Source organism: Sphaerisporangium sp. B11E5 (genome assembly GCF_039871875.1).
Taxonomy (GTDB): domain Bacteria; phylum Actinomycetota; class Actinomycetes; order Streptosporangiales; family Streptosporangiaceae; genus Sphaerisporangium.
This window is the reverse complement of record NZ_JBDPMD010000019.1, coordinates 78,458-100,900: the sequence shown is the minus strand read 5'-3', so window position 1 is coordinate 100,900 and position 22,443 is coordinate 78,458. Positions and strand designations below refer to the sequence as shown.

The window sequence follows — 22,443 nt, the reverse complement described above, 5'->3', positions numbered from 1 at the left end:
ACGCGGTGCCGGCCGGGGCGGAAGGGGGCGGCGGCCCCGGCCGGCACGCGTCATCCGCGCGCCTCCACGAACTCCTTGATCGAGGAGACGACGTAGTCGATCATCTCGTCGGTGAGCCCGGGGTAGACGCCGACGTGGAAGGTCTGGGTCATGATGATGTCGGTGTTGGTCAGATCGCCGACGACGCGGTGCGGCACGTCGGTGTAGGCCGGGTGGCGCAACAGGTTGCCGCCGAACAGCCGCCGGGTGCCGATCTTGCGGTTCTCCAGGAAGTCGATCAGCTCGGCGGCGGCGAACGGCGCGGACGGCTCGACGGTGATGACGAAGCCGTACCAGCTCGGGTCGCTGCGCGGCGTGGCCACCGGCATGATCAGGTGCGGCACGCCGTCCAGGCCCTCGCGCAGCCGGCGCCAGTTGCGCCGCCGGGTCGCGCAGAAGTCGTCCACCTTGTTGAGCTGGCTGAGACCGAGCGCGGCCTGGAGCTCGGTGGCCTTCAGGTTGTAGCCGACGTGCGAGTAGATGTACTTGTGGTCGTAGCCCTCGGGCAGCGTGCCCATCTGGTAGCTGAAGCGCTTGAGGCAGGTGTTGCTCTCGCCGGGCTCGCACCAGCAGTCGCGGCCCCAGTCGCGCAGCGACTCCACGATGCGGGCCAGCACCACGTTGGAGGTCAGCACGCAGCCGCCCTCGCCCATCGTCATGTGGTGCGCGGGGTAGAAGCTCACCGTGGCGAGGTCGCCGAACGTGCCGGTGGGCTCGCCGTCGTAGAACGAGCCGACGGCGTCGCAGTTGTCCTCGATGAGGAACAGCTCGTGCTGGGCGGCGAGGTCGGCCATGTCCACGACGTCGAACGGGTTGCCCACCGTGTGCGCGATCATGATCGCCTTGGTCTTCGGGCCGATGGCCGCGGCCACCATGTCCACCGTCGGGTTGTAGGTGCCGAGCTCGACGTCCACGAACACCGGGACCAGGCCGTTCTGCAGGATCGGGTTGACCGTGGTCGGGAAGGCCGCCGCGACGGTGATCACCTCGTCGCCGGGGCGCAGCCGCATGTCCTGCAGGCGGTGCGAGGTCAGCGCGGAGACGGCCAGCAGGTTGGCCGACGAGCCTGACGTGGTCAGCAGGGCCTTGCGCCGCTTCATCTTGCGGGCGAACACCGACTCGAACTTGCGTGCCCGCGTGCCCGCCGCCACCCGGAGCTCAAGGGCCGCCTCGACCAGCGCGACACGGTCCTCGACGTCGTGCACCGCGCCGGTCGGCCAGACCTCGCTGACCCCCGGCACGAACCCCTCGTCGCTCAAGGTGTCCTGGTGGTACTTGCGGACCTCGTCCAGGATCAGCGCCTTGTGGTCATTCATCTCCGGTCCTTTACTCATCGGTCGGCGGTGCTCGGCGGTCGTGACGGAGAAAAAAAGGTCGCACGAGACGGCGGCATCGTCGGCATGGCCCGAGGCGCGGCGTCGCGAGAAACATTCCGGACAGCGCCCCGGAAAAGGTCCGCGACGCACTGACAACAGGATCATTCTCGGGTGGATCGGCGCGCATCTCCTGGAGTGCGGTACGCATTGTTTCGCGCGCGGTCCTGCTGCCTCGCATTTCAGGAGATGCGCTGCGTAACGGCAGCGAATGACTATGTGCTCGTGCAGGGGACGACCCCGGGGCGGTCCATGCCCGCATGAGATAAACGGCGCCGCGCCCCGATCACAAGTGATCGTGTCTCATTAGCCTCGACGGGAGCGTACATGCGTTTTCTAGCTGAGCACCAGAATCCAAAAGTGGCCATTGTCGGACTGGGTTATGTCGGCTCGTGCTTCGCCGCGATGCTGGCGGACCGCGGGTGCGACGTCATCGGCGTGGACAACGACCACCGGCTCATCGACGAGCTCGGCGCGGGCCACTGCCGGTACCAGGAGGAGGGGCTCGCCGACCTGCTCTTCGCCGGGGTGGCGGCCGGGCGGCTGCGGGTCACCACCGACTACGCCGCCGTGCGGGAGGCCGACGTCGTGCTCATCGCGGTGGGCACACCGGTGCGCGCCGACGGCTCCCTCGTGGACGACCAGCTCAGCGGCGCGTGCGCCGAGGTGGGCCGCCACCTGCGAGCCGGTCATCTTGTGATGGTGAAGAGCACGGTGCCGCCCGGGGCGACCCGCACCCTGGTGCGGCCGCTGCTGGAGCGGGGCGGGCTGACGGCGGGCGAGCACTTCGGGCTCGCGTTCACCCCCGAGCGGTTCGCCGAGGGCACCGCGCTGCGCGAGCTGCGCCGGCTGCCGATCGTGGTGGGCGGCCTCGACGCGGCGAGCACGGACGCCGCCGCGGAGTTCTGGCGCAGGACGTTCCAGGTCGAGGTGTACCCGCTGGCGTCGCCGGAGTCCGCCGAGATCGTCAAGCTGGCCGACAACTGGTGGATCGACCTGAACATCGCGCTCGCCAACGAGCTGGCCAAGTTCTGCGCGCTGTTCGGCGTGGACGTGCTGGACGTCATCAAGGCGGCCAACACGGTGCCGAAGGGCCAGGGCAACATCAACATCCTGCTGCCGAGCGTCGGCGTCGGCGGCTCGTGCCTGGTGAAGGACCCCTGGATGGTGTGGCGGGCCGCCCGCGAGCGCGGCCTGGAGATCCTCACCGCGCCGATCGGCCGCGAGGTCAACGCCAGCATGCCCGAGTACACCGCGCAACTGATCATCGACGAGCTGGTGCGGCTCGGCAAGCGGCCGGACGCCTCCACCGTGGCGGTGCTCGGCCTCGCGTTCAAGAACGACACCGGCGACCTGCGCGCCACGCCCGTGGAGGGGGCGGTCACCGCCCTGAAGAAGGCCGGCCTGCAGGTGCGCGTGTACGACCCGCTGGTCGACCCGGTGCAGGCCGAGGAGCTGGTGGACATCAAGCCCGCCGCGACGCTGCGTGAGGCCGTGCAGGACGCCGACTGCGTGGCGCTGATGACGTTGCACCGGGAGTTCGCCGGCATCGAGTTCGCCGAGCTGCCGGTCGCGACGTCGTGCCTGATCCTGGACGGCCGGGCGTACTTCTCCAAGGAGAAGATCGCGTCGCTGCGGCGACTCGGCTACGTCTACCGCGGGGTCGGCCGGTGAGCGGCGCGCGTGCCGTCGTGACCGGCGGCTCCGGGTTCATCGGCGGCCACCTGGTGGCCCGGCTGCTCGCCCGGGGCGACGAGGTGACGGTGTTCGACAGCGGGCCGCCGCCGGCGCGCCACCCGTCCGCGGACACCCGGTACGTCCAGGGCGACATCCGCGACCCCGCGGCGCTGGGTGCGGCGATCACCTCACGGGTGGACGTCGTGTACCACCTGGCGGCGGTCGTCGGGGTGGACCAGTACCTGGCCCGGCCGCTGGACGTCATCGACATCAACTTCTCCGGCACCCGCAACGTGCTCGACCTCGCCGCGCGGGCCGGGGCCCGGGTCGTGGTGGCCAGCACCAGCGAGGTGTTCGGCAAGAACCCCGTCGTGCCGTGGCCCGAGGACGGCGACCGGGTGCTCGGGCCGACGTCGGTGGACCGGTGGACGTACTCCTCGGCCAAGGCGCTCGCCGAGCACCTGACCTTCGCGTTCGGCCGCCAGCACGGGCTCTCCGCCACGATCGTGCGTTACTTCAACGCCTACGGCCCCGGCCAGCGGCCCGCGTACATCGTGAGCCGCAACGTGCACCGCGCGCTGAACGGCCTGCCCGTGGTGAACTACGACGAGGGCCGGCAGACCCGGTGCTTCACCTACGTCGGCGACGCCGTCGAGGGCACCCTGCTGGCCGCCGCCCACCCGGGCGCGGTCGGCGAGTCGTTCAACCTCGGCACCATGGTGGAGACGACGATCGCCGACGCCCTCGACCTGATCGCCAAGCTCACCGGGGCCGACGCGCCGGCCATCGCCGTGGACACCGGTGAGCGGCTCGGCGCCGCGTACGAGGACCTGGCGCGCCGCGTGCCCGACAACGCCAAGGCCCGCCGGATCCTCGGCTGGGAGCCCCGTACCACCCTGCAGGACGGCCTCACCGCCACCATCGCCTGGGCCCGGGCGAACCCCTGGTGGCTGGCGCTGCCGGACAGCGGCGCCGTCTGACGCCTTCCACGGCGACCGGCGCCGGCCCGGGCTCACGCCCCGGCCGGCGCCGGTTTCTCGTGTGTCAGGCGGGCACGCCCACCGAGGGGTCCTCGACCCGGTGGCGGGGGGCCGGCGGCGGGGTCTTCTTGGAACGGCTCCAGTGCTTCATCGCGGGCTGCTCGACCAGCTTGTACAGCAGCCAGCCGGCCACCACGTTCACCGCGGTGAGGCCGATGACGAGCAGCGTGCCGCCGACGACGCCGTAGGAGGCGCCGGGGAGCACCGTCGGCACGAGCCAGAACAGCACGAGCGCCTGGGTCATGTAGAACCCGAACGACACGTTGCCGAGCCAGACCATCGGCCGGGTGCCGAGCACGGTGCGCCGGCCGCGCAGGTTCGCCGTGGCGAACGCGCCAATGGCCAGGGCGAACGGCACCGCGGTGACCAGGGTGAGGCTCCACGGCGACGGCACGATCAGCGTCCCGGCGTACGCGATGACCACCAGCAGCGCCACGGGGGTGAGGCCGAGGCGCGGGAAGCGGCCCTGGATGACGATGCGGGCGAGGATCATGCCGAGCACGAACTCCAGCAGCCGCACCGGCGGGAACATGTACATGAACCAGAACTGCGGCAGGGCCAGCGGCTCGCCCGGGAAGCGCGGCTCAGCGGGCAGCAGGGTGAGGGTGGCGACGCAGGTGAGCGCCATGGCCGCCACGGTGACGGCCGCCCACAACCACAGCCGGTTGTCGGCGATCTTGCGGATCGGGATGATCAGCAGCGGGAACAGCAGGTAGAACAGGATCTCCGAGCACAGCGACCAGGCCGGCATGTTCGCCCCGCCCCAGTAGTTGGGGTCCGAGCTCCAGGCGTTCACCAGGAACAGGTTCGGCAGGCCCCACGCCGGGGTGAACGCGGCGGCGAACAGCAGCATCGCGAGGCCCCACGTCACGGCGTGGTTCGGCATGATCTTCACCAGGCGGCGGCGCACGTACGCCCCGGTCCGCTGCCCCGGCCGCCAGGACCAGGTGATCACGAAGCCGCTGAGGATGAAGAAGAAGGACACGCCGATGGACGCGCCGGGCGAGAAGAACCAGTAGAGGTCCTCGGTGATCCCGGGGTCGGCGAACGGCGTCGTGGGGTTCTGGTTGCCCGGGCTCAGCGGGAACACAGCGTGGCAGAGGAACACCAGAAGGGCCGCGATGATGCGCATTCCGGTCAGCGCGGGAAGGTCTCGCTGGCGTTCGTTCAATGGGGGGATCTGCGGTGAACTCGTTATCGCGGACAAGGTGGTGTCCTCTTTCCTAGACGGTCCTGGCCGGATATTCGCGAAAAGAACTATCTAGGCGTATGATTCGCGCCGCGCCACGTCCGCCGCATCTCCCCACGTGCTGAACCACGCGGGCGGTCCCATGGAAATGCGGCCGGTGAAGGCCGGCCGCATGCTGGGGGTCGGGTCAGACGATGTGGACGTCGGGCACGTAAAGGATCCAGCGCCCGCCGCGGGCATGGAACACGGTCTCATTCGCCATGATCTCCTCGGCGTGGTTCCACGCGAAGAGCACCGCGTAGTCGGGGTCGGCGTCGCGGAACCGCTCGGGCGCCACCACCGGGATGTGCGAGCCCGCCACCAGGCGGCCCTGCTTGGACGGCGTGTTGTCCACGATGAACGGGATCAGGTCGGGGCCGATGCCGCAGTAGTTGGTCACCGTCGCCGCCTTGGCCGGCGCGCCGTAGCCGACGACCGTGGCGCCGTCCTCACGCAGCTTGACCAGCAGGGACTTCAGGTCGTGGCGGATCTGCTCCATGGAGGCGCTGAGACGCTGCAGCGCGGCGTGCTCGCCGAGGCCCCGCTCCTGCTCCTCCGCGAGGAACTCCGCGACCGCGGGCGCCGGGGTGCGCATGCCGGGACGGCCGAGGGTGTAGCGCATCGTGCCGCCGTGCAGCGCGAGCGGCTCGGCGTTCACCAGCTCCAGGCCGTACAGCTCGGCCATGGCCTTCACCGAGCGCACCGCCAGATAGAACGTGTGCTCGTCGTAGATCATGTCGAAGGCCGTCTTGCCGACGACGGTACCGAAGTAGGGCTCCTCGAAGACGAACACGCCGTTGGGCCCGAGCAGCAGCTCCACGCCGCGCGTCACCGAGGCCAGGTGGGCGATGTGCGCGATGCAGTTGGCGCCGAACACCACGTCCGCCGGCCCGTGCTCGTCGAGGATCTTGGCGGCGGTCGTCTCGTCGAAGAACTCGGGCAGCACCCGCACGCCCTTGGCCCGCGACATCTCCGCGACCTCCGCGGACGGCTCGATGCCGAGGTGCCGCACGCCCGCCGCCGCGATGGTGGCCAGCATGACGCCGTCGTTGCTGCCGATCTCGGCGATGAACGGGTCGGGACCGGTGAGCTCGTGCTCCAGGAAATAGCGGGCGTTCTGCTCGAAGTGCTTGCGGTGAACGGCGGATCCGGACGCGTGATAAGGGTACGCGTCGTGATACCGGATTTCCTGCGGCACGTCCTCCATCAGCTGGGTCATCGTGCAGGAATCGCACATGCCGACGGCGAGCCGGAAGAAGAACTCGTTCTCGATGTCCCGCGGCAGGAGGAAACCGTTGCCCCGGGGCTGCCGCCCGAGGTCGATCGATTCCTTGACGACGCCGCCGCAAATCCTACAGGGGCTCTCCATGCGCTCAGATTAACCACGGGAGTTCTCCGGTTCTTCTCCAGGAGTGCCGTGCGGCGGGCGGCCCGCACGTCGTCCGCACTTTTGAAGATGCGACGCGCGCGGCACGCACGGGAAGCTCGCCGCATGGCGGAATTCCGCGCGCCCGTCCGCCGTCAACGTGCACCCGCCCCAGTGAGGAGTCACCGATGACCACGGAAACACCCGCACGGGAGACCAACGTCTACGGGTCGGAGGTGAGCGAGGTCTACGACCTCGTCTACAAGCTGCGGGGCAAGGACTACGAGCAGGAGGCCGGGGAGGTCGTCACGCTGGTGCGCTCGCGCAAGCCGGACGCCGACTCGCTCCAGGCCCTCGACGTGGCCTGCGGCACCGGGGAGCACCTGCGGTCGCTGCGCGGCCGGTTCTCGCACGTCGAGGGCCTGGAGCTGTCCGACACCATGCGTGCGGCCGCCCGTGCCAAGCTGCCCGGCGTCGCCGTGCACCCCGGCGACATCCGTGACTTCGACCTCGGGCGAACCTTCGACGCCGTGACCAGCCTGTACAGCACGGTCGGGTACATGGCCTCCACCGCCGAGCTGGACTCCGCGGTGGCCAGCATGGCCCGGCACGTCTCCCCCGGCGGGGTGCTCGTCGTCGAGCCCTGGTACTTCCCTGAGCGGTTCACCGACGGGCACGTCGGCAGCGACCTGGTGCGCGACGGCTCCCGCACGGTGACCCGGGTGGCGCGGTCGGTGCGCTCGGGCGACGTGGTCCGGCAGGAGGCGCACTACATCGTGGCGGACGGGGACGGGATCCGGCACTTCGAGCACGTGCAGGTCTTCACGCTGTTCACGCCGGAGCAGTACGTCGCGGCGTTCGAGCGGGCCGGGTGCACGGCCGAGTACGTGCAGCGGGACGACATCCTGGCCGGGCGCGGGCTGTTCGTCGGCGTCAGGTCGCGATGATCCCGCTGTTCAAGGTCGCGGTCGACCCGGGGGCCGGCCCCCTGGTGGCGGAGGCGCTGCGCACCGGGGTGCTCGGGCACGGGCCCCGTGGCGAGGAGTTCGAGGAGGCGCTGCGCGCCCGGCTCGGCGTGCCGTACCTGGCGACGCTCAACAACGGCACCTCGGCGCTGCACCTGGCGCTGCGCCTCGCCGCGGAGCCTGGAGGCGGCGGCGAGGTGCTGACCACGCCGTACACCTTCGAGGCGACCAACTGGGCGATCCTCGCGAACGGGCTGCGGATCCGGTGGGTGGACGTCGACCCGGGCACGCTCACCATGGACCTGGACGACCTGGCCAAGAAGATCTCCCCCGAGACGCGGGCCGTCATGGTGGTGCACTGGGCGGGGCACCCCGTGGACCTGGACCGGCTGTCGTCCGTGCTGGACGAGGCCGAGGCGGCGCACGGGTCCCGGCCCGCGGTGATCGAGGACTGCGCGCAGGCGTGGGGCACCGTCTGCCGCGGCCGGCCCGTCGGCGCCCACGGCAACCTCTGCGCGTTCAGCTTCCACGCCACCAAGCACCTGGCGTGCGGCACCGGCGGCATGCTGGTGACGCCGGACGAGGAGACGCTGCGGCGGGCACTGCGGCTGCGGTTCTTCGGCATCGACCGGAAGGCCGACCGGGTCAACGGGGACTACGACGTGCCGGAGTGGGGGTACAACTTCTACCTCGGGGAGCTCGGGGCGGCGGTCGGGCTGGCCAACCTCGCGTCGGTGGACGGGCGGGTGGAGCTGCACCGGCGCAACGCGGCGTACTACGACGCGGCGCTGGCCGGGGTCCCCGGGGTCGAGCTCACCACCCGGGAGGAAGGGCTGGAGTCGTCGTTCTGGCTGTACCCGGTGAAGGTGGCGGACCGTGCGGGGTTCATCCGCAAGATGACCGCGGCGGGGGTCACGGTGAGCGCGGTGGTGCGGCGCAACGACACGCACACCTGCGTCCGCGACGTGTACGACCCGGCGCTGCCGGGGCTGGAGTCCGTGCACGACCGGGTGGTGCACATCCCGGTCGGGTGGTGGGTGTCGGAGCGGGACCGGGAGTACGTCGTGGAGACGATCCGCTCGGGGTGGTGAGCCGTTCCCGGCTGTCGCGCCCCGAGGTGGCTTCGATGCCCGCGGTGGCTGCGTGCCGGGTCAGGCGGGCACCGGGGCCGGGGCCGGCAGGCCGAGGGTGCGCCACACCGGCGGGTCGAGCAGGGTTCCGGCACGCAGGTCGGCGTGCAGGACGACCTCGGGGTGGGACGGCACGCCGATGACGTACATCCCCGCCGCGCGGGCCGCGACCACGCCGTTGGCCGAGTCCTCGACGGCGACGGCGCGGCCCGGTGTCACGCCGAGCGCGCCGCAGGCCCGCAGGTACGGCACCGGGGACGGCTTGGGGGCGCCGGCGGTGACGCAGTCCACCACCACGTCGAACGCGGCGCGGATGCCGATGCCGTCGAGGTAGTCGGCCACGATCTCGGCCGGGGTGTTGGTCGCCACCGCGAGCGGCCGGGTGCCGTGCAGCGCCGTGACCAGCTCCACCGCGCCTGGCAGGGCCGTGACACCGGAGCCCACGTCGCCCCGTACCAGCTCGTACACCCGGCGGCCGAGCGTCTCCGGCGCGGCCGGGTGGCCGAGCAGGTCGGCCAGGGCGTGCCCGAGCTCGCGGAGCTGCAGGCCGACCAGCCGGGTGCGGGCCCGGGGGTCCAGCGGCACCTCGTAGTGGTCGAACAGCGTCCGGTACGCGCTGTTCCAGGAGGTCTCGGTGTCCACGAGCGTGCCGTCGCAGTCGAACACGACCGCGTCGTGCGGGACGGGCCCGGCTAATCCGGTCATGCCGCCCAGCGTCACACCGGGCCGCTGCGGCCGCATCTTTGGAAATGCGGCGTCACCACCCCTATGCCCCACCCCTATACGGCACCCCTAGTCGCTACCCGGCATATCACAGAGGTCATTCCCAAGGGGGACGCACCACCCTATCGTCGAAGGTGGACGGGGCGTGCCGTTCGCGCACCCTCGGAGATGCCGTGCCAGGTTTCCCGCTGATAGGACTAAATTCCAGCGATTCCTGTCGATAAATCGTGACATGGCGAAATTGACGTAAGGAACGGCCCGCAGACCACAGACGGAAGGACGTTAGATGGATGCCAACGCCGTAGCCGGGTCCGGTACGCGGGCCGGGCGGCGGGAGTGGACCGGCCTGGCCGTGCTGGCCCTGCCGACGCTGCTGCTCGCCCTGGACTCCAGCGTGCTGTACCTCGCGCTGCCCCGGCTGAGCACCGATCTCGGCGCCAGCCACGTCCAGCAGCTCTGGATCACCGACATCTACGGCTTCCTCATCGCGGGATTCCTCGTCACGGCGGGGACGCTCGGCGACCGCATCGGGCGGCGCAGGCTGCTGATGATCGGCGGGGCCGCGTTCGCCGCCGCGTCGGTACTGGCCGCGTACTCGACGAGCCCCGAGATGCTGATCGCCACCCGGGCGCTCATGGGCATCACCGGCGCCTCGCTGATGCCGTCCACACTGGCGCTGATCAGCAACATGTTCACCGACCCCAAGCAGATGGGCACCGCCATCGCGGTGTGGATGAGCTGCTTCATGGGCGGCATGGCCATCGGCCCTGTGGTCGGCGGCGTCCTGCTGGAGAACTTCTGGTGGGGCTCGGTGTTCCTGCTGAGCGTGCCGGTCATGGCGCTGCTGCTCATCGCGGGACCGAAGCTGCTGCCCGAGTACCGCGACCCCGGCGCAGGGAAACTGGACCTGACCAGCGTGGCGCTGTCCCTCGGCACCATCCTCCCGCTCATCTACGGCCTCAAGGAGCTGGCCAAGAACGGCTTCGAGGCCGTGCCGATCGCGAGCATCGTGGTCGGCGTGATCGTCGGCGTCGCGTTCGTGCGGCGGCAGCGTTCGCTGCCCAACCCGCTGCTCGACCTGCGGCTGTTCAACAACCGGGCCTTCACCGCGGCCCTGGCCATCATGGTCGGCGGCGGGCTGATGAGCGGCACCTACCTGCTGGTCAACCTCTACCTGCAGACGGTCGAGGGGCTGTCCCCCCTCAACGCCGGGCTCCTGCTGGTGCCGCAGACCATCGTCACCGTGATCAGCCTGATGATGGCGCCGGCCATCGCGCGCAAGGTGCGGCCGGCGTACGCCATCGCGGGCGGGCTGGTGCTGGCCGGCATCGGGTACCTGCTGGTCAGCCAGGTGGCGACCGCGTCCGGCCTGCCGCTGCTGCTCACCGGCCTGTACCTCGCGGCGTTCGGCGCCGGGCCCATGGCGGGTCTCGGCACCGGGCTGATCATGGGCTCCGCGCCGCCGGAGAAGGCCGGGTCGGCGGCGGCCATGTCGGAGACCGGCGGCGAGCTCGGCATCGCGCTCGGCATCGCGACCCTGGGCAGCGTCGGCACCGCCGTGTACCAGAGCCAGCTCACCGTGCCCGCCGGGACGCCGGCCGGGGCCGCGGAGGGCGCCATGGAGAGCATCGCGGGCGCGCTCGGCGCGGCGGCGGAGCTCACCGGGCAGGCCGGGGCCGCGCTGCTCGCCGCGGCGCGCGAGGCGTTCACCACGGCCATGAACACCTCGGCCGGGGTCAGCGCCGCGATCGCCCTGACGCTCGCCACCATCGCGGTGATCGCGCTGCGGCACGTCGCCCCGACGGGTGACATGCACGGCGGCGGCGGCGAGGCTCCCGCCGAGGAGACCCTGGAGACGCCCGCCGAGGAGACCGCGAAGGTCTCCTGACCCTGCTCACGACAAAGGCGCCGGGCGATTTCCGCCCGGCGCCTTTCTCATGGCGTCTTCCATCGTGCGGAATATCGGCAGGGTGCCCCCTACCCACATATACGGGCCGGTGGCGCGGACGTAAAATCGAAACACGAAAGCACGGATGCCTGGAAATCAATAAGTACCTCGCGCGGGTATCTCCCTTCCTTTTCCCCGGGCATCCCTTTCATTCCCAGCGACGAGATCTCGGGAGACTTCCGATGGAACAAGGCCGCCCCGTCCCCCTCGACACCACTGGCCGCGACATCCACGCCGAGGCCGACAAGCTGCGCGCGATGGGCCAGGCGACCCCGGTCGAACTGCCCGGCGGCGTCCTCGCCTGGTCGATCAACAGCCACGACGTGATCAGGGACCTGCTCACCGACCCCCGGGTCACCAAGAGCGCCCGCAACCACTGGCCGAAGTTCATCAACGGCGAGATCCCGCCGGACTGGGAGATGATCAGCTGGATCGCCATGGACAACATGGTGACCGCGTACGGCAAGGAGCACGTCCGCCTGCGCAAGCTGGTCGGCAAGGCGTTCACCCGCCGTCGCACCGAGGCCATCCGTCCCCGCGTGGTGGAGCTCACCAACCAGTTGCTCGACGCGCTCGAGTCCGTGCCGCCCGGTGAGGCCGTGGACCTGCGCGAGCGGTTCGCCTACCCGCTGCCGGCCCGCATCGTCGCCGAGCTGATCGGCATGTCGGAGGAGGCCCTCGCCAAGACGGCCACCGTCATCGAGATGATGGTCGACACCACCGTGAGCCCCGAGCAGGCCGCCGCCATCCTCGGCGGCTGGCGCGACGCCATGGCCGACCTCATCGCCGGCAAGCGCGCCAACCCCGGCGAGGACATCACCAGCGACCTCATCGCCGCCCGCGAGGAGGACGGCTCCCGCCTCAGCGAGGCCGAGCTGACCGACACCATCTTCGCCATCCTCGGCGCCGGCTCCGAGACCACCATCAACTTCTTCGACAACGCCATCACCGCGCTGCTCACCCACCCCGAGCAGCTCGAACTGGTCAAGTCGGGCCAGGTCTCCTGGGACGACGTCATCGACGAGACCCTCCGCGTGGAGTCCCCCCTGGCCCAGCTCCCCCTGCGCTACGCGGTCGAGGACATCCACCTGGACGGCGTCACCATCCCCAAGGGCGACCCCATCCTCATCAACTACAGCGCCGTGGGCCGCGACCCGGCCCTCCACGGCGAGACCGCGGGCACGTTCGACATCACCCGCCCCAACAAGGAACACCTCTCCTTCGGCCACGGCCCGCACTACTGCCTGGGCGCCGGCATCGCCCGCATGGTCGCCGCCACCGGCCTCAGCACCCTCTTCGACCGCTTCCCCGACCTCACCCTGGCCGTCGACAAGTCCGACCTCCAGCCCCTCCCCACCTTCATCATGAACGGCCACCGCTCCCTCCCCGTCCACCTGAAGGCCCCCGTCCCCGCCACCGCGTCCGTCTGACCCTCCCCCGTCCGGACCACCGCGACGGTGGCCCCCCACTCCCCCGCCCGGGACGCCTCAGGCCCCGGCGGGGGAGTGAATCATCTCGGCGCCGGTTCGAAAGTTTCCGCGCCCGTCACGGAGCCCGCCGGACAACACCTGCTAGACGGGGGTGACCCGCACCAGCCCGTGACCGTCCGCTTCTCGAACGCCGCCCGGCTCCTGGCCCGGCGGCGTTCGCAAGCGATGGCGCCGCAGGCTTCGACGTCGACGCGATCGTCGCTCGCCGCATCGGCCGACCACCCCTGCCCGAGCACCCGCGCCCGGTCGTGGATCACCTGCGGGCACGCCGGGGAAGCCTCACCTCTGTGATCGTCGCGGTGGCCGCCACGGGGCGGGACTCGTGCATGGTGATGGTGTCGCCCGGTCTGAGATGCCACCAGTTCTCCGGGCTCAGCGGTCCGAGCCTGACGCGCCCCTCCCCTCCGGGCGGGACGGCGGGGGCGCCCTCCACCCGGATGACACCGACGTGCAGGTCGGCGAGGCCCTCGGGGAGGGACGGGCAGCCGACGGCCCACATGGGACGCAGGCCGCCGCGAAGCGGAATACGTCTGCCGCCCGCGTCCGGGGGGACGAGCCTGAGGTCCGCGGCGAAGAGGCCGGCACGGGTCTCGCTTGCGCGCCAGTGACACCACGCGGCGTCGCGCGGGAGCGCCATCTGATCGGCGACGTCGGCGAGGACGGTCCAGAACTCGACGGGCTGCCACTCGACGCCCTCGAACTCCTGGAGGGCCCCGAGCGCGACGTCCCAGTCACCCTCACCGAGAAGGTCGCGCACATCGGCCGCGGCGAGGCCGAGGGTGTTCCTCGCGTCCGCGGGGACGAGGTCCGTCGCGCGTCCGAGCAGCTCGGGAACGTCCATGCACCCGATTCTCGGGCATGGGCCCCGCTCTGGCGACCGCTTTCCCTCCTTGGCCGGGCCGTGTCCGGGTCGCGATCGATGTAAAAGTTTCTAGACACCAGGTCAAGGATTGGCTACATTGGCGGTGTAAAGAATTCTGTACATCGAAGGGGTCGGGGTCATGCCTCTCGAAGAGAAGCGGGCGTGGATCAGGCTGGTGGTCAGCGTGGTCGGATACGTCGTTTATCTGGTGGTCGTGTTGGGGCGGGCGGGGGGGCGGCCGCTGGCTGAGGTGGCCTATGCGGGGGTGCTTCTCTGGACGGTGGGTGGGGGGATCGTCGCGGCGATGCTGATCGAGATCGTGCTGGGGATCGTGCGGCCGGGGTCGCTGGTCAAGGACGAGCGGGATCGGGAGATCGAGCGGTTCGGGGAGCACACGGGGCAGGCGTTCCTGGTGGTCGGCGGGGTCGCCGCGATGCTCATGGCGATGGCGGAGTGGGAGGGGTTCTGGATCGCCAACGTCATTTATCTGTGCTTCGTGTTGTCGGCGGTGCTCGCGGCGGTGGCGAAGATCTTTCTCTATCGCAAGGGCTTCCCGCAGTGGTGAGGGCGACGCGGGTCACCAATCGCATCCGGGTGTTGCGGTTCGCGTGTGACGAGATGACGCAGGCCGAGCTGGCCGAGCGGATCGGGGTGACCAGGCAGACGGTCATCGCGATCGAGCAGGGGCGGTATTCGCCGTCGCTGGAGATGGCGTTCCGGATCGCCCGGGTTTTCGGGGTGCCGCTCGATGACGTGTTCCAGTATCCGGAGGAAGAGGAGAAGACGTGATGAAGGCGATCGTGCAGGACGTGTACGGCGGGGCCGATGTGCTGAGGCTGCGGGACGTCGCCAAGCCGGTGCCCGGGGACGACGAGGTGCTCGTGCGGGTGCGGGCGGCGGCGGTCGACGCGGGGGTGTGGATCTTGATGACGGGGCGGCCGTACGTGGTGCGGCCCTTCTTCGGGCTGCGCAAGCCGAAGGTGCCGGTGCGCGGGCGGGACCTGGCCGGGGTGGTGGAGGCCGTCGGGTCCAAGGTGACCCGGTTCGCGCCGGGCGACGAGGTGTACGGCACCTCCAAGGGCGGCTCGTTCGCCGAGTACGCCACCACGCCGGAACGTTTCCTGGCCCGCAAGCCCGCCGGCCTCTCCTTCGAGCAGGCCGCCGCGGTACCGGTCTCCGGCGTCACGGCCCTCCAGGGCGTCCGCGATCTCGCCGGCGTCGAGAAGGGGCAGCGGGTGATGATCATCGGCGCCTCCGGCGGCGTCGGTTCCTACGCCGTCCAGATCGCCAAGGCTCTCGGCGCCCACGTGACCGGAGTGTGCGGCCCCGCCAAGGCCGACGCCGTCCGCTCCCTCGGCGCCGACGACGTCATCGACTACACCAGAGAGGAGATCGACCGCGACGGCCCGGTGTACGACGTCATCATCGACATCGCCGGCGACCGTCCCCTGTCCCTCATCCGCCGCGCCCTGACCAAGCGCGGCACCCTGGTCCTCGCCGGCGGCGGCTACAACAAGGCCCCGGTACTCGGCGGCTTCGGCCGTAGCCTCCGCGCCCCCGTGGTCTCCTGGTTCGTCCCCCAGACCCTCCGCATGCTGGGCGCCAAGGAAGGCTTCGCCCCGCTGGACGACCTGACCGGCCTCATCGACTCCGGCGCCGTCACCCCGCTCATCGACCGCGTCTACCCCTTGTCCGACGCCCCGGCCGCCCTCCACCGCTTCACCGCGGGCCACGCCACCGGCAAGATCGTCATCTCTGTTTAGCGCACGTCCGCGAGTCACCCGGTGGATGTCGGATGGAGGACGTTGAGGATGTGTTCCCTTCCCCGGTTGCCTCGGGTCAGGAGGTCCGTGAGGGCCTCCTGGTCGGTCGCGCGGAGGGCCTGGGCCGCCTCGGAGAGGTCGTGGACGATGGCTTCCAGGACGGTGGCGATGGGGTGGGCGTTGTGCTGGAGGATGTCGCGCCACAGGGCGGGGGCGCCTCTGGCGATGCGGGTGGTGTCCTGGAGGCCCTTGCCGGCCAGGGACAACGTGTGTTCGTCGGCGGCGGCGAAGCGGGCGGCCAGGGCGGCGGAGACCAGGTGGGGGACGTGGGAGACCGCCGCCACCATCTGGTCGTGGACTTCGGGGGAAAGGATGGTGGGGCGGGCGCCGCACAGGGTGATCAGGGAGGCGGTGGTGCGCAGCGCCTGGGGGGCGGTGGCGGGGTGGGGGCACAGGACCCAGGGGCGGGAGTCGAACATGTCGGGGTGGGCGGCGGTGGGGCCCGACAGCTCGTGGCCGGCGATGGGGTGGCCGGGGACGTAGGACGTGAGGTCGCAGGCGGCCTGTTCGACCTGGGTGATGATGCGGGACTTGGTGCTGGCCACGTCGGTGTACACCGTGCCCAGGTCGCGCTGCTGGGCGTCGGACAGGACCGTCGCCACGGTCGAGGGCGGGGTGGCCACCACCACCACGTCGGCGCGGGGAGCGGGGTCGGGCAGGGGGGTGCCCGCGCCCATTCTCACGGCCTCGGACAGGGCCTCCTCGTCGTGGTCGGTCAGCCAGACCCGCACCCCGGAGCGCTGCAGGGCCAGAGCCACCGATGTGCCGATGACGCCCGTGCCGACGACGGTGACGCGGCGCACCTTGCGGGGGGTGGGGAGCTTCATGGGTCGGCCTGGTCAGGCGGCGATCGGGGTGGAGGCGGGGGTGCGGCGGCCCATGTAGCCGGTGAGGTCGCGCACGGTGGCGGCCAGGACGGTCAGGTCCTCCTCCACCAGGGCCTGGGGGCCGTCGCAGAGCGCGATGTCGGGGTAGGGGTGGACGTCCACGATGATGCCGTCGGCGCCGGCGACGATCGCGGCGCGGCTCAGGGGGAGCACGAGGTCGCGGCGGCCGCCGGAGTGGGAGGGGTCGACGATGACGGGGAGGTGGGAGAGGCGTTGGACGACGGGGACGGCGGAGATGTCGAGGGTGTTGCGGGTGGCGGTCTCGAAGGTGCGGATGCCGCGTTCGCACAGGACGATGTCGAGGTTGCCGCGCTGGGCGATGTATTCGGCGGCCATGAGCCATTCTTCGATGGTGGCGCTCATGCCGCGTTTGAGCATGACGGGGCGGCCGGCGGCGCCGACGGCTTGGAGCAGGGGGAAGTTCTGCATGTTGCGGGTGCCGATCTGGAGCATGTCGGCGTGTTCGGCGACGGTGTCGACGTCGTCGGCGGCGACGACCTCGGTGACGATGGGCAGGCCGGTCTCGGTGCGGACGTCGGCCAGGATGCGCAGGCCTGCCTCGCCCAGGCCTTGGAAGGCGTAGGGAGAGGTGCGGGGCTTGTAGGCGCCGCCGCGCAGCAGGGTCGCGCCGGCGGCCTTGGCCATCAGCGCCGCCTCCAGCGTCTGGTCCGGCGTCTCCACCGCGCACGGCCCCGCGATCAGGGTCACCGTGTCCGGCCCGATCGGCACCCCGCCGACCTGGACGGTCGTGCGGTCCGGGTGGTGCTCACGGCTGACCAGCTTGTACTTGGCGGAGATGCGGGTGACGCTGCTCACCCCGCGCATCGCGCCGAGGTTCAGCGTGGCGAACAGGTCGACGTCACCGACGAGGCCGATGACGATCCGGCTGACCCCCCGGCTGACGAACGCCTCACCGCCCGCCAGCTCCACCATCGACACGACCGCCTGGATGTCCGCAGGCGTGGCGTCCGGAGCCATCACGATTACCATATTCTCTTCACCCTTTTCTCGGCCGATCAGGGGCCGATCGCTTTTTTCCTCACCACAACTGTGCACGCCCCGCGGCCGCCGGACGAGGAATAATCAAGGCAGCAAAATGCCGACCCGTTGCCGCTTCCTGCCAGCGGCCGGGTGGAAAATCGCGGAGAAAAAGCCGGTGGACGGCGTACGGCCGGACCACCGTCGATCGGCGGTCCGGCCGTGAGCGATGCGCACCGGCGGCTACGCGGCCGCCGGGGTGAACTGGCCGGGCACCCGGCCGGCGCCGGCGGGGCCGCGGTAGCACTGGGCGATGTCCAGCCAGTGGTCGGCCTCGGCGCCCACGGCGGTGACCGCGACGTCGTCACGGTGGCGGCGGCGGGTGGCGAGCAGGCAGAAGTCCTCGGCGGGGCCGCTGATCCGCTCGGTGGCGTTCTCCGAGCCGTACGCCCACAGCTCACCGGACGGCCCGGTGATCTCGAAGCGGAACTCGGCGGCCGGCGGGGTCTCGCCGCGGGAGAGGTACCCGAAGTCCTTGGTGAGCACGGCGAACACCGTGAGGTGCGCGAGGCTCGCGCCGCGCTCCAGCGTCACACCGAGGGCGTCGGCGATGTCCTGGCCGTGGGCGAACTGCTCCATGATGCCCGCGCAGGCGAGGATGATGGGCGGCAGCGGGTTGACCAGCCACGGCACGACCTGGCCCTCCGGCACCGCGGCGAGGGCCGTGACGACGTCACGCCGCTCCGCGCGCCACTTGGCGAGCAGCGTCTCCGGCGAGTCGGAGGCGTAGTCGGCCAGGGCGGCGTTGACGGCGCCGTTGAAGTTCTTCTCCGCGCTCTTGGCCAGCGCGGTGAACGTCTCGGGCTCGGCCGCCGCCAGGCGGGCCAGCCGGTAGATGAAAGCCAGGTGGGCGATCTGGTCGTGGATCGTCCAGCCGGGCGCGGGGGTGGGCAGGCGCCACTGCTCGGGGGAGAGCCCGGACACGAGGCGGTCCAACTGCTCGCCGTCCGCGGTGAGGTCCCTGAGCACAACGTCCAGGTCGGTCACGCGTCTGTCCTCTCACTGGAATCTGATGGTTCGAGGTGTCGAGCGCCCACGTCTCATGTGGCGCGACCCGCGACAACCGGAATGCCCGCCACGGACCTGATTCGATATGGACACCAGGAATGCGGTCCCCTCCAGAATGCATCCGGGTAAAAGGCCGCGGCTACTTCGTGTGTGCTGTTGCGGAACGACATCGGGGGCCACCCGGAAAAGGTGCACGAAATCGCCTGGGCGGCCCTTCGGATCACGGGGTCACGCGGAACGGGGTCCGGCGGGGACAGGCAGTCACGCGGAACGAGGTCAGGCGGAACGCGCGCTCGCGCGGAACCGGGTCCGGCGGAACGCGCGCTCGCGCGGAACCGGGTCCAGCGGAACGCGCCGTCACGCGGAGCGGGGCTCCGCGCGGACGGCCCGGGTCCAGGCGCCGGCCGTACGGGCCGCCGCCATGGCCGACCAGGCCGTCAGTTCCACCAGTTCCCGGTCCCCGGGGGTTCCTTCGCGGTAGGCCGCCACGACGGCGTCGTCCACCTGGTAGGACGCCATCGCGGTGAGCAGCGCCAGCCGTCCGGCGGGCCGGTGCGCGGGGGCCAGGCCGGACAGCGGGCCGTCGGCCCAGCCCCGGCCGAGGCCGGGGGGCGTGCCGTCCCAGGCGGCCAGTTCGGCGGACACCACGGCGCGGACCGGCTCGGGCACCGAGCGGCGCCCGGCCTCCTCGACGGCGTACGCGGCCCGCGCGAAGGCTCCCGCGACGTGCGGCGCTCCCCCGGCGAAGGCCAGGTCGGCGGCGGGGGGCGCCGCGGGCAGCAGGCCGAGCGAGTCGCCCGGCGTGGCCCCCCTGCGGGCCATGGGCCGCATGACCAGGCCGAACATCCGCAACATCCCGCCGCGTGCCCGGGTGGGCACCTGGGGCGGCAGCAGGGAGTCGCCGAGGAAGACGTTCACCATGCGGTTCAGGTAGTGGAACGTGACCGCCACCCCGGTCAGCTCGGCCAGCTCCCTTTCCGGGAAGTCGGCGCCGCGCGCCGCGCCGTCCCTGGTGCCGAGGCCGCGCGCCCACTCGGCGACCCGCGACACCTCGGGGTCGTCGTCGTGCCCGAGCCCGCTGAGCGTCGCCTGGTGGACGTCCACGCAGTACGGGCAGGTGTTGCCCTCCGAGACGACGGTCGCCACGACCTCCTTGGCCGCGCGGGACGCCCGCCCGTTGGCAAGGAGCGACTCCCGCAGGACGGACCAGGACGCGGCCAGCGTCCCCGGCGCCGGCGAGTGCAGCAGCAACGGTGGCGCCAGCATCCCGAAGTCCCGCGAGATCTGCGCGTACACCTTCCGCACGGCCTCGGACGCGCCACGCGGACGCACCGGCGTGACGTGCCGTACCTGGGACATCGTGCCCGGCAGGGTGAGCCGGGTCAGCATGCCGCCCATCAGCCGCCCCCTAGCGCCGGGTCAGGACGGGGAGGAGGTCGGCCACGCCGCGGCGGCCGTCGGTGGAGCCGTTGGGGGCGGGGGCGCCGTAGGTGACGTTCACGCCGCGGGCTTGGGCGGCGCTCACTATGGCGGGGATGGCGCGTTCGGCCAGGGCGGAGATGGTCATGGCCGGGTTGACGGTGAGGGCGCCGGGGACGGCGGAGCCGTCGGTGACGAAGATGCCGGGGTGGCCGCGGAGTTCGTGGCGGTCGTCCAGGGCGGAGGTGGCGGGGTCGTCGCCTATGCGGCAGGAGGCCAGGGGGTGGACGGTGTAGGCGCCCACCACGTCGTTGGTCCAGGGGGCGACCTCGGCCAGGCCGTCGCGTTCGAGGATGTCCTTGCACTCGGCGTCGGCGAGGGCCCAGCCGCGCAGGGTGTTGGGGGTGGGGTCGTAGCGGAGGCGGCCGACGCCGAGCATCTGCTGGGACAGGCGGTCGGCGTTGCCCCGCTCGGGCGGGGGGCCGAAGACGCCCTCGTTGTCGTCCTCGGTCATCTGGAAGATGATCAGCCAGGAGCGCCAGCGCTTGAGCATCTCCTTCTTGTCCACGCCGAACCAGCTCGGCTCGGTGGCGCCGGGGACCTGGGCGAGGATGGTGCCGAGGCCGGGCGGGAAGTAGAGCTGTTCGAGCGAGAAGCGCTCGTACTCCGGCAGGGACCCGTCGAGGCGGTCCCAGTTGGCCACCACGGGGCCCTTACCGATCTGGTTGGCCTCGTACGCCAGGCCGTTCCCCCGGTCCAGGCCGAGCACCTCGCGCACCTTGTCCTCGTTGAGTATCGCGGTGTTGAGCCGCTCGCCGTTGCCGGAGAAGTACCGCCCCACCGCGTGCGGCATGGCGCCGAGCGTGGGCTCGCTGCGCTGCAGGATGACGGGGGTCGCCCCGGCGCCGGCCGCCAGCACGATGATCTTGGCGTCGATGGCGCCGCCCTCGGACCTGATGCGGTAGTCCTCGTCGTCCATGAGGTCGTAGTGCACCCGGTAGGACCCGTCGTGGTTGCGCTCGATCTTCTGCACCTCGTGCAGCGGCCGGATCTCGGCCCCGTGCGCCAGCGCCGCCGGCAGGTAGGTGAACAGCAGCGACTTCTTGGCGTCGAAGCGGCACCCGGCCATCATCCAGTTGCAGTTGACGCACTTGGTGACGTCGATGGCCGCCGGCACGGGGTTGGCGGTCCGCCCGGCGTGCCGGCAGGCCGCCCCCCACAACCCGCCCGCGTACGGGACGTCGCTCCAGGTCTGCTGGGTGATCGGGATGGACTCGGCCACCCGGTCGTACCACGGGTCGAGGGTGTCGCGGCTGATCGCGGACGGCCACATGCGCCGCCCGATGCTGCCGTGCCGCTCGAACACGAAACGCGGCGCGCGGGGCATCGCGGCGAAGTACACGACGCTGCCGCCGCCCACGCAGTTGCCGCCGAGGATGCTCATGCCGTCGCCGACCACGAAGTCGAACGCCCGGGTGTAGGACGACCCGAGCTTGTAGTTCTGGTCGAAGTCCTCGCCGGTCAGCCAGGGCCCGCGTTCCAGCACGACGACCTTGGCGCCGCCGGCCGCGAGGTGGTAGGCCGCGATGGCGCCGCCGAAGCCGCTGCCGACCACGAGGACGTCGGTGCGTTCGATGCCGGTCATGCGGGGCTCCCTGAGGGGGTCGTGTCCGGGTGCAGGTCGGCCAGCTCGCGGCCGTAGGAGAACTCGGGGAAACGCCACAACCCGTCGGGGCCGGGTTTCTCGATGCCGAGGGCCAGCAGGCCGGGGTGCCCGGCGGCGAGGGCGTCGACGGTGTGCATGTGCGCCGCCGAGTCGAAGGCCATGTTGCTGAACAGCGCGAGGCTGACCCACAGCGCCTTCTCGGGGTGCCCGGGTGTGGTGAGCAGGCGCACGAGTTCGGTGCGCTGCGCGAAGTCGAGCGCGACGAACGGCGGCACCGTCTCGTCCAGGGTGACGCCGCGCTCGGCGGCGTAGGCCAGGGCGTGGGCGTCCAGCGCGGACGAGAAGCCGTCGAGGCCCTCGGTGAGGCCGGTCGCGTCCCATTCCAGCAGTTCGATGGCGCCGGCCTGCACGGCGCCGCCGCCGGTGGACGCGCCGGCGACGGCACGGTCGCCGGGAGAACGCTTCTCGCCGGGGACGATCGTGTCCGCGAACGCCTCGAGCGTCATCGTCCGCAGCTCTTCCTCTGGGGTGCGCATAGGCGTTTTCCTCACGCGTGAAGTCCCGCTGGGTACTCGTACATCGTCGGCTCGGCGTCATGCCGGTGCATCTTCCGCGTTGCCCTGCGCGCATTGACTGGGGTAACCCTGACACCACTATCCGGGTCCTCTTCCCGCGTAATGACCATGCCCTCTTTCAGGCCCGATGTGCCGCATATCAGCAGGAAGGGGGCTGGTAGGGGTTGTCCCTGCCCCCCCTGGCGG

At 71.1% G+C, this 22,443-nt stretch carries 20 protein-coding genes; 9 read left to right on the top strand and 11 right to left on the bottom strand.

What is annotated here, in order from left to right:
- Window positions 1–50: 50 nt before the first annotated feature.
- Window positions 51–1,355: a lipopolysaccharide biosynthesis protein RfbH gene (gene rfbH, locus ABGB17_RS18925; RefSeq protein WP_347631237.1), complete on the bottom strand. Its 1,305-nt coding sequence runs from the start codon at window positions 1,353–1,355 to the stop codon at window positions 51–53.
- A 417-nt stretch (window positions 1,356–1,772) separates the two neighbouring features.
- Here rfbH and ABGB17_RS18920 point away from each other — a divergent pair, with 417 nt between their 5' ends.
- Both ABGB17_RS18920 and ABGB17_RS18915 read left to right on the top strand, forming a co-directional pair.
- Window positions 1,773–3,086, top strand: coding sequence for a nucleotide sugar dehydrogenase (locus tag ABGB17_RS18920; protein ID WP_347631235.1), 1,314 nt, complete (start codon window positions 1,773–1,775; stop codon window positions 3,084–3,086).
- Complete coding sequence (locus ABGB17_RS18915) at window positions 3,083–4,069, top strand: NAD-dependent epimerase/dehydratase family protein (RefSeq protein WP_347631231.1); 987 nt, start codon at window positions 3,083–3,085, stop codon at window positions 4,067–4,069. Before ABGB17_RS18920 ends, ABGB17_RS18915 begins: the two co-directional genes overlap by 4 nt.
- 64 nt (window positions 4,070–4,133) lie before the next feature.
- Here ABGB17_RS18915 and ABGB17_RS18910 read toward each other — a convergent pair whose 3' ends face one another.
- Together ABGB17_RS18910 and ABGB17_RS18905 are read right to left on the bottom strand one after the other, a co-directional pair.
- The gene (locus ABGB17_RS18910) at window positions 4,134–5,300 is read right to left on the bottom strand and encodes an acyltransferase (RefSeq protein ID WP_347631229.1); all 1,167 of its coding nucleotides are present in this window, start codon (window positions 5,298–5,300) and stop codon (window positions 4,134–4,136) included.
- 205 nt (window positions 5,301–5,505) lie between these two features.
- Complete coding sequence (locus ABGB17_RS18905; protein WP_347631227.1) at window positions 5,506–6,726, bottom strand: class I SAM-dependent methyltransferase; 1,221 nt, start codon at window positions 6,724–6,726, stop codon at window positions 5,506–5,508.
- A gap of 185 nt (window positions 6,727–6,911) precedes the next feature.
- On the opposite strand from ABGB17_RS18905, the gene ABGB17_RS18900 reads away from it, so the two are divergent.
- Together ABGB17_RS18900 and ABGB17_RS18895 are read left to right on the top strand one after the other, a co-directional pair.
- Complete coding sequence (locus ABGB17_RS18900; protein ID WP_347631225.1) at window positions 6,912–7,670, top strand: class I SAM-dependent methyltransferase; 759 nt, start codon at window positions 6,912–6,914, stop codon at window positions 7,668–7,670.
- On the top strand, window positions 7,667–8,779 hold the full coding sequence (locus ABGB17_RS18895; protein ID WP_347631223.1) for a DegT/DnrJ/EryC1/StrS family aminotransferase: 1,113 nt from the start codon (window positions 7,667–7,669) through the stop codon (window positions 8,777–8,779). The genes ABGB17_RS18900 and ABGB17_RS18895 overlap by 4 nt, the downstream gene beginning before the upstream one ends.
- Before the next feature lie 60 nt (window positions 8,780–8,839).
- Here ABGB17_RS18895 and ABGB17_RS18890 read toward each other — a convergent pair whose 3' ends face one another.
- Window positions 8,840–9,523, bottom strand: coding sequence for an HAD family phosphatase (locus ABGB17_RS18890; protein WP_347631221.1), 684 nt, complete (start codon window positions 9,521–9,523; stop codon window positions 8,840–8,842).
- A gap of 304 nt (window positions 9,524–9,827) precedes the next feature.
- Between ABGB17_RS18890 and ABGB17_RS18885 the strand changes: the two genes are divergently transcribed.
- On the top strand, window positions 9,828–11,429 hold the full coding sequence (locus ABGB17_RS18885; RefSeq protein ID WP_347631219.1) for an MFS transporter: 1,602 nt from the start codon (window positions 9,828–9,830) through the stop codon (window positions 11,427–11,429).
- 242 nt (window positions 11,430–11,671) lie between these two features.
- On the top strand, window positions 11,672–12,919 hold the full coding sequence (locus ABGB17_RS18880) for a cytochrome P450 (protein WP_347631217.1): 1,248 nt from the start codon (window positions 11,672–11,674) through the stop codon (window positions 12,917–12,919).
- Window positions 12,920–13,232: 313 nt separating this feature from the next.
- On the opposite strand, the gene ABGB17_RS18875 is transcribed toward ABGB17_RS18880, so the two are convergent.
- Complete coding sequence (locus ABGB17_RS18875; protein WP_347631215.1) at window positions 13,233–13,820, bottom strand: hypothetical protein; 588 nt, start codon at window positions 13,818–13,820, stop codon at window positions 13,233–13,235.
- A gap of 160 nt (window positions 13,821–13,980) precedes the next feature.
- On the opposite strand from ABGB17_RS18875, the gene ABGB17_RS18870 reads away from it, so the two are divergent.
- Genes ABGB17_RS18870 through ABGB17_RS18860 form a run of 3 tightly spaced genes read left to right on the top strand, consistent with a single transcriptional unit; the run spans window position 13,981 to window position 15,604 of the window.
- Complete coding sequence (locus ABGB17_RS18870; protein WP_347631213.1) at window positions 13,981–14,406, top strand: hypothetical protein; 426 nt, start codon at window positions 13,981–13,983, stop codon at window positions 14,404–14,406.
- Window positions 14,407–14,429: 23 nt separating this feature from the next.
- On the top strand, window positions 14,430–14,630 hold the full coding sequence (locus tag ABGB17_RS18865) for a helix-turn-helix transcriptional regulator (protein WP_347631289.1): 201 nt from the start codon (window positions 14,430–14,432) through the stop codon (window positions 14,628–14,630).
- A complete protein-coding gene (locus ABGB17_RS18860; protein WP_347631211.1) occupies window positions 14,630–15,604 on the top strand; it encodes an NAD(P)-dependent alcohol dehydrogenase in 975 nt (324 codons plus the stop codon). The genes ABGB17_RS18865 and ABGB17_RS18860 overlap by 1 nt, the downstream gene beginning before the upstream one ends.
- A 14-nt stretch (window positions 15,605–15,618) precedes the next feature.
- Here the strand turns inward: ABGB17_RS18860 and ABGB17_RS18855 are convergent, their stop codons facing one another.
- From ABGB17_RS18855 to ABGB17_RS18830, 6 genes are all read right to left on the bottom strand, one after another.
- Window positions 15,619–16,491 carry a prephenate dehydrogenase gene (locus tag ABGB17_RS18855; RefSeq protein WP_347631209.1) on the bottom strand — a complete coding sequence of 291 codons (873 nt, stop codon included), beginning with the start codon at window positions 16,489–16,491 and terminating at the stop codon, window positions 15,619–15,621.
- Window positions 16,492–16,503: 12 nt separating this feature from the next.
- Window positions 16,504–17,541: a 3-deoxy-7-phosphoheptulonate synthase gene (gene aroF, locus ABGB17_RS18850; protein WP_347631207.1), complete on the bottom strand. Its 1,038-nt coding sequence runs from the start codon at window positions 17,539–17,541 to the stop codon at window positions 16,504–16,506.
- A 231-nt stretch (window positions 17,542–17,772) separates the two neighbouring features.
- Complete coding sequence (locus ABGB17_RS18845; RefSeq protein WP_347631205.1) at window positions 17,773–18,576, bottom strand: TIGR03084 family metal-binding protein; 804 nt, start codon at window positions 18,574–18,576, stop codon at window positions 17,773–17,775.
- A 378-nt stretch (window positions 18,577–18,954) separates the two neighbouring features.
- On the bottom strand, window positions 18,955–19,995 hold the full coding sequence (locus tag ABGB17_RS18840) for a carboxymuconolactone decarboxylase family protein (protein WP_347631203.1): 1,041 nt from the start codon (window positions 19,993–19,995) through the stop codon (window positions 18,955–18,957).
- A 10-nt stretch (window positions 19,996–20,005) separates the two neighbouring features.
- Window positions 20,006–21,661: a GMC family oxidoreductase gene (locus ABGB17_RS18835; RefSeq protein WP_347631201.1), complete on the bottom strand. Its 1,656-nt coding sequence runs from the start codon at window positions 21,659–21,661 to the stop codon at window positions 20,006–20,008.
- A complete protein-coding gene (locus tag ABGB17_RS18830) occupies window positions 21,658–22,218 on the bottom strand; it encodes a DUF5987 family protein (RefSeq protein ID WP_347631199.1) in 561 nt (186 codons plus the stop codon). Before ABGB17_RS18830 ends, ABGB17_RS18835 begins: the two co-directional genes overlap by 4 nt.
- Between the last annotated feature and the right edge of the window lie 225 nt (window positions 22,219–22,443).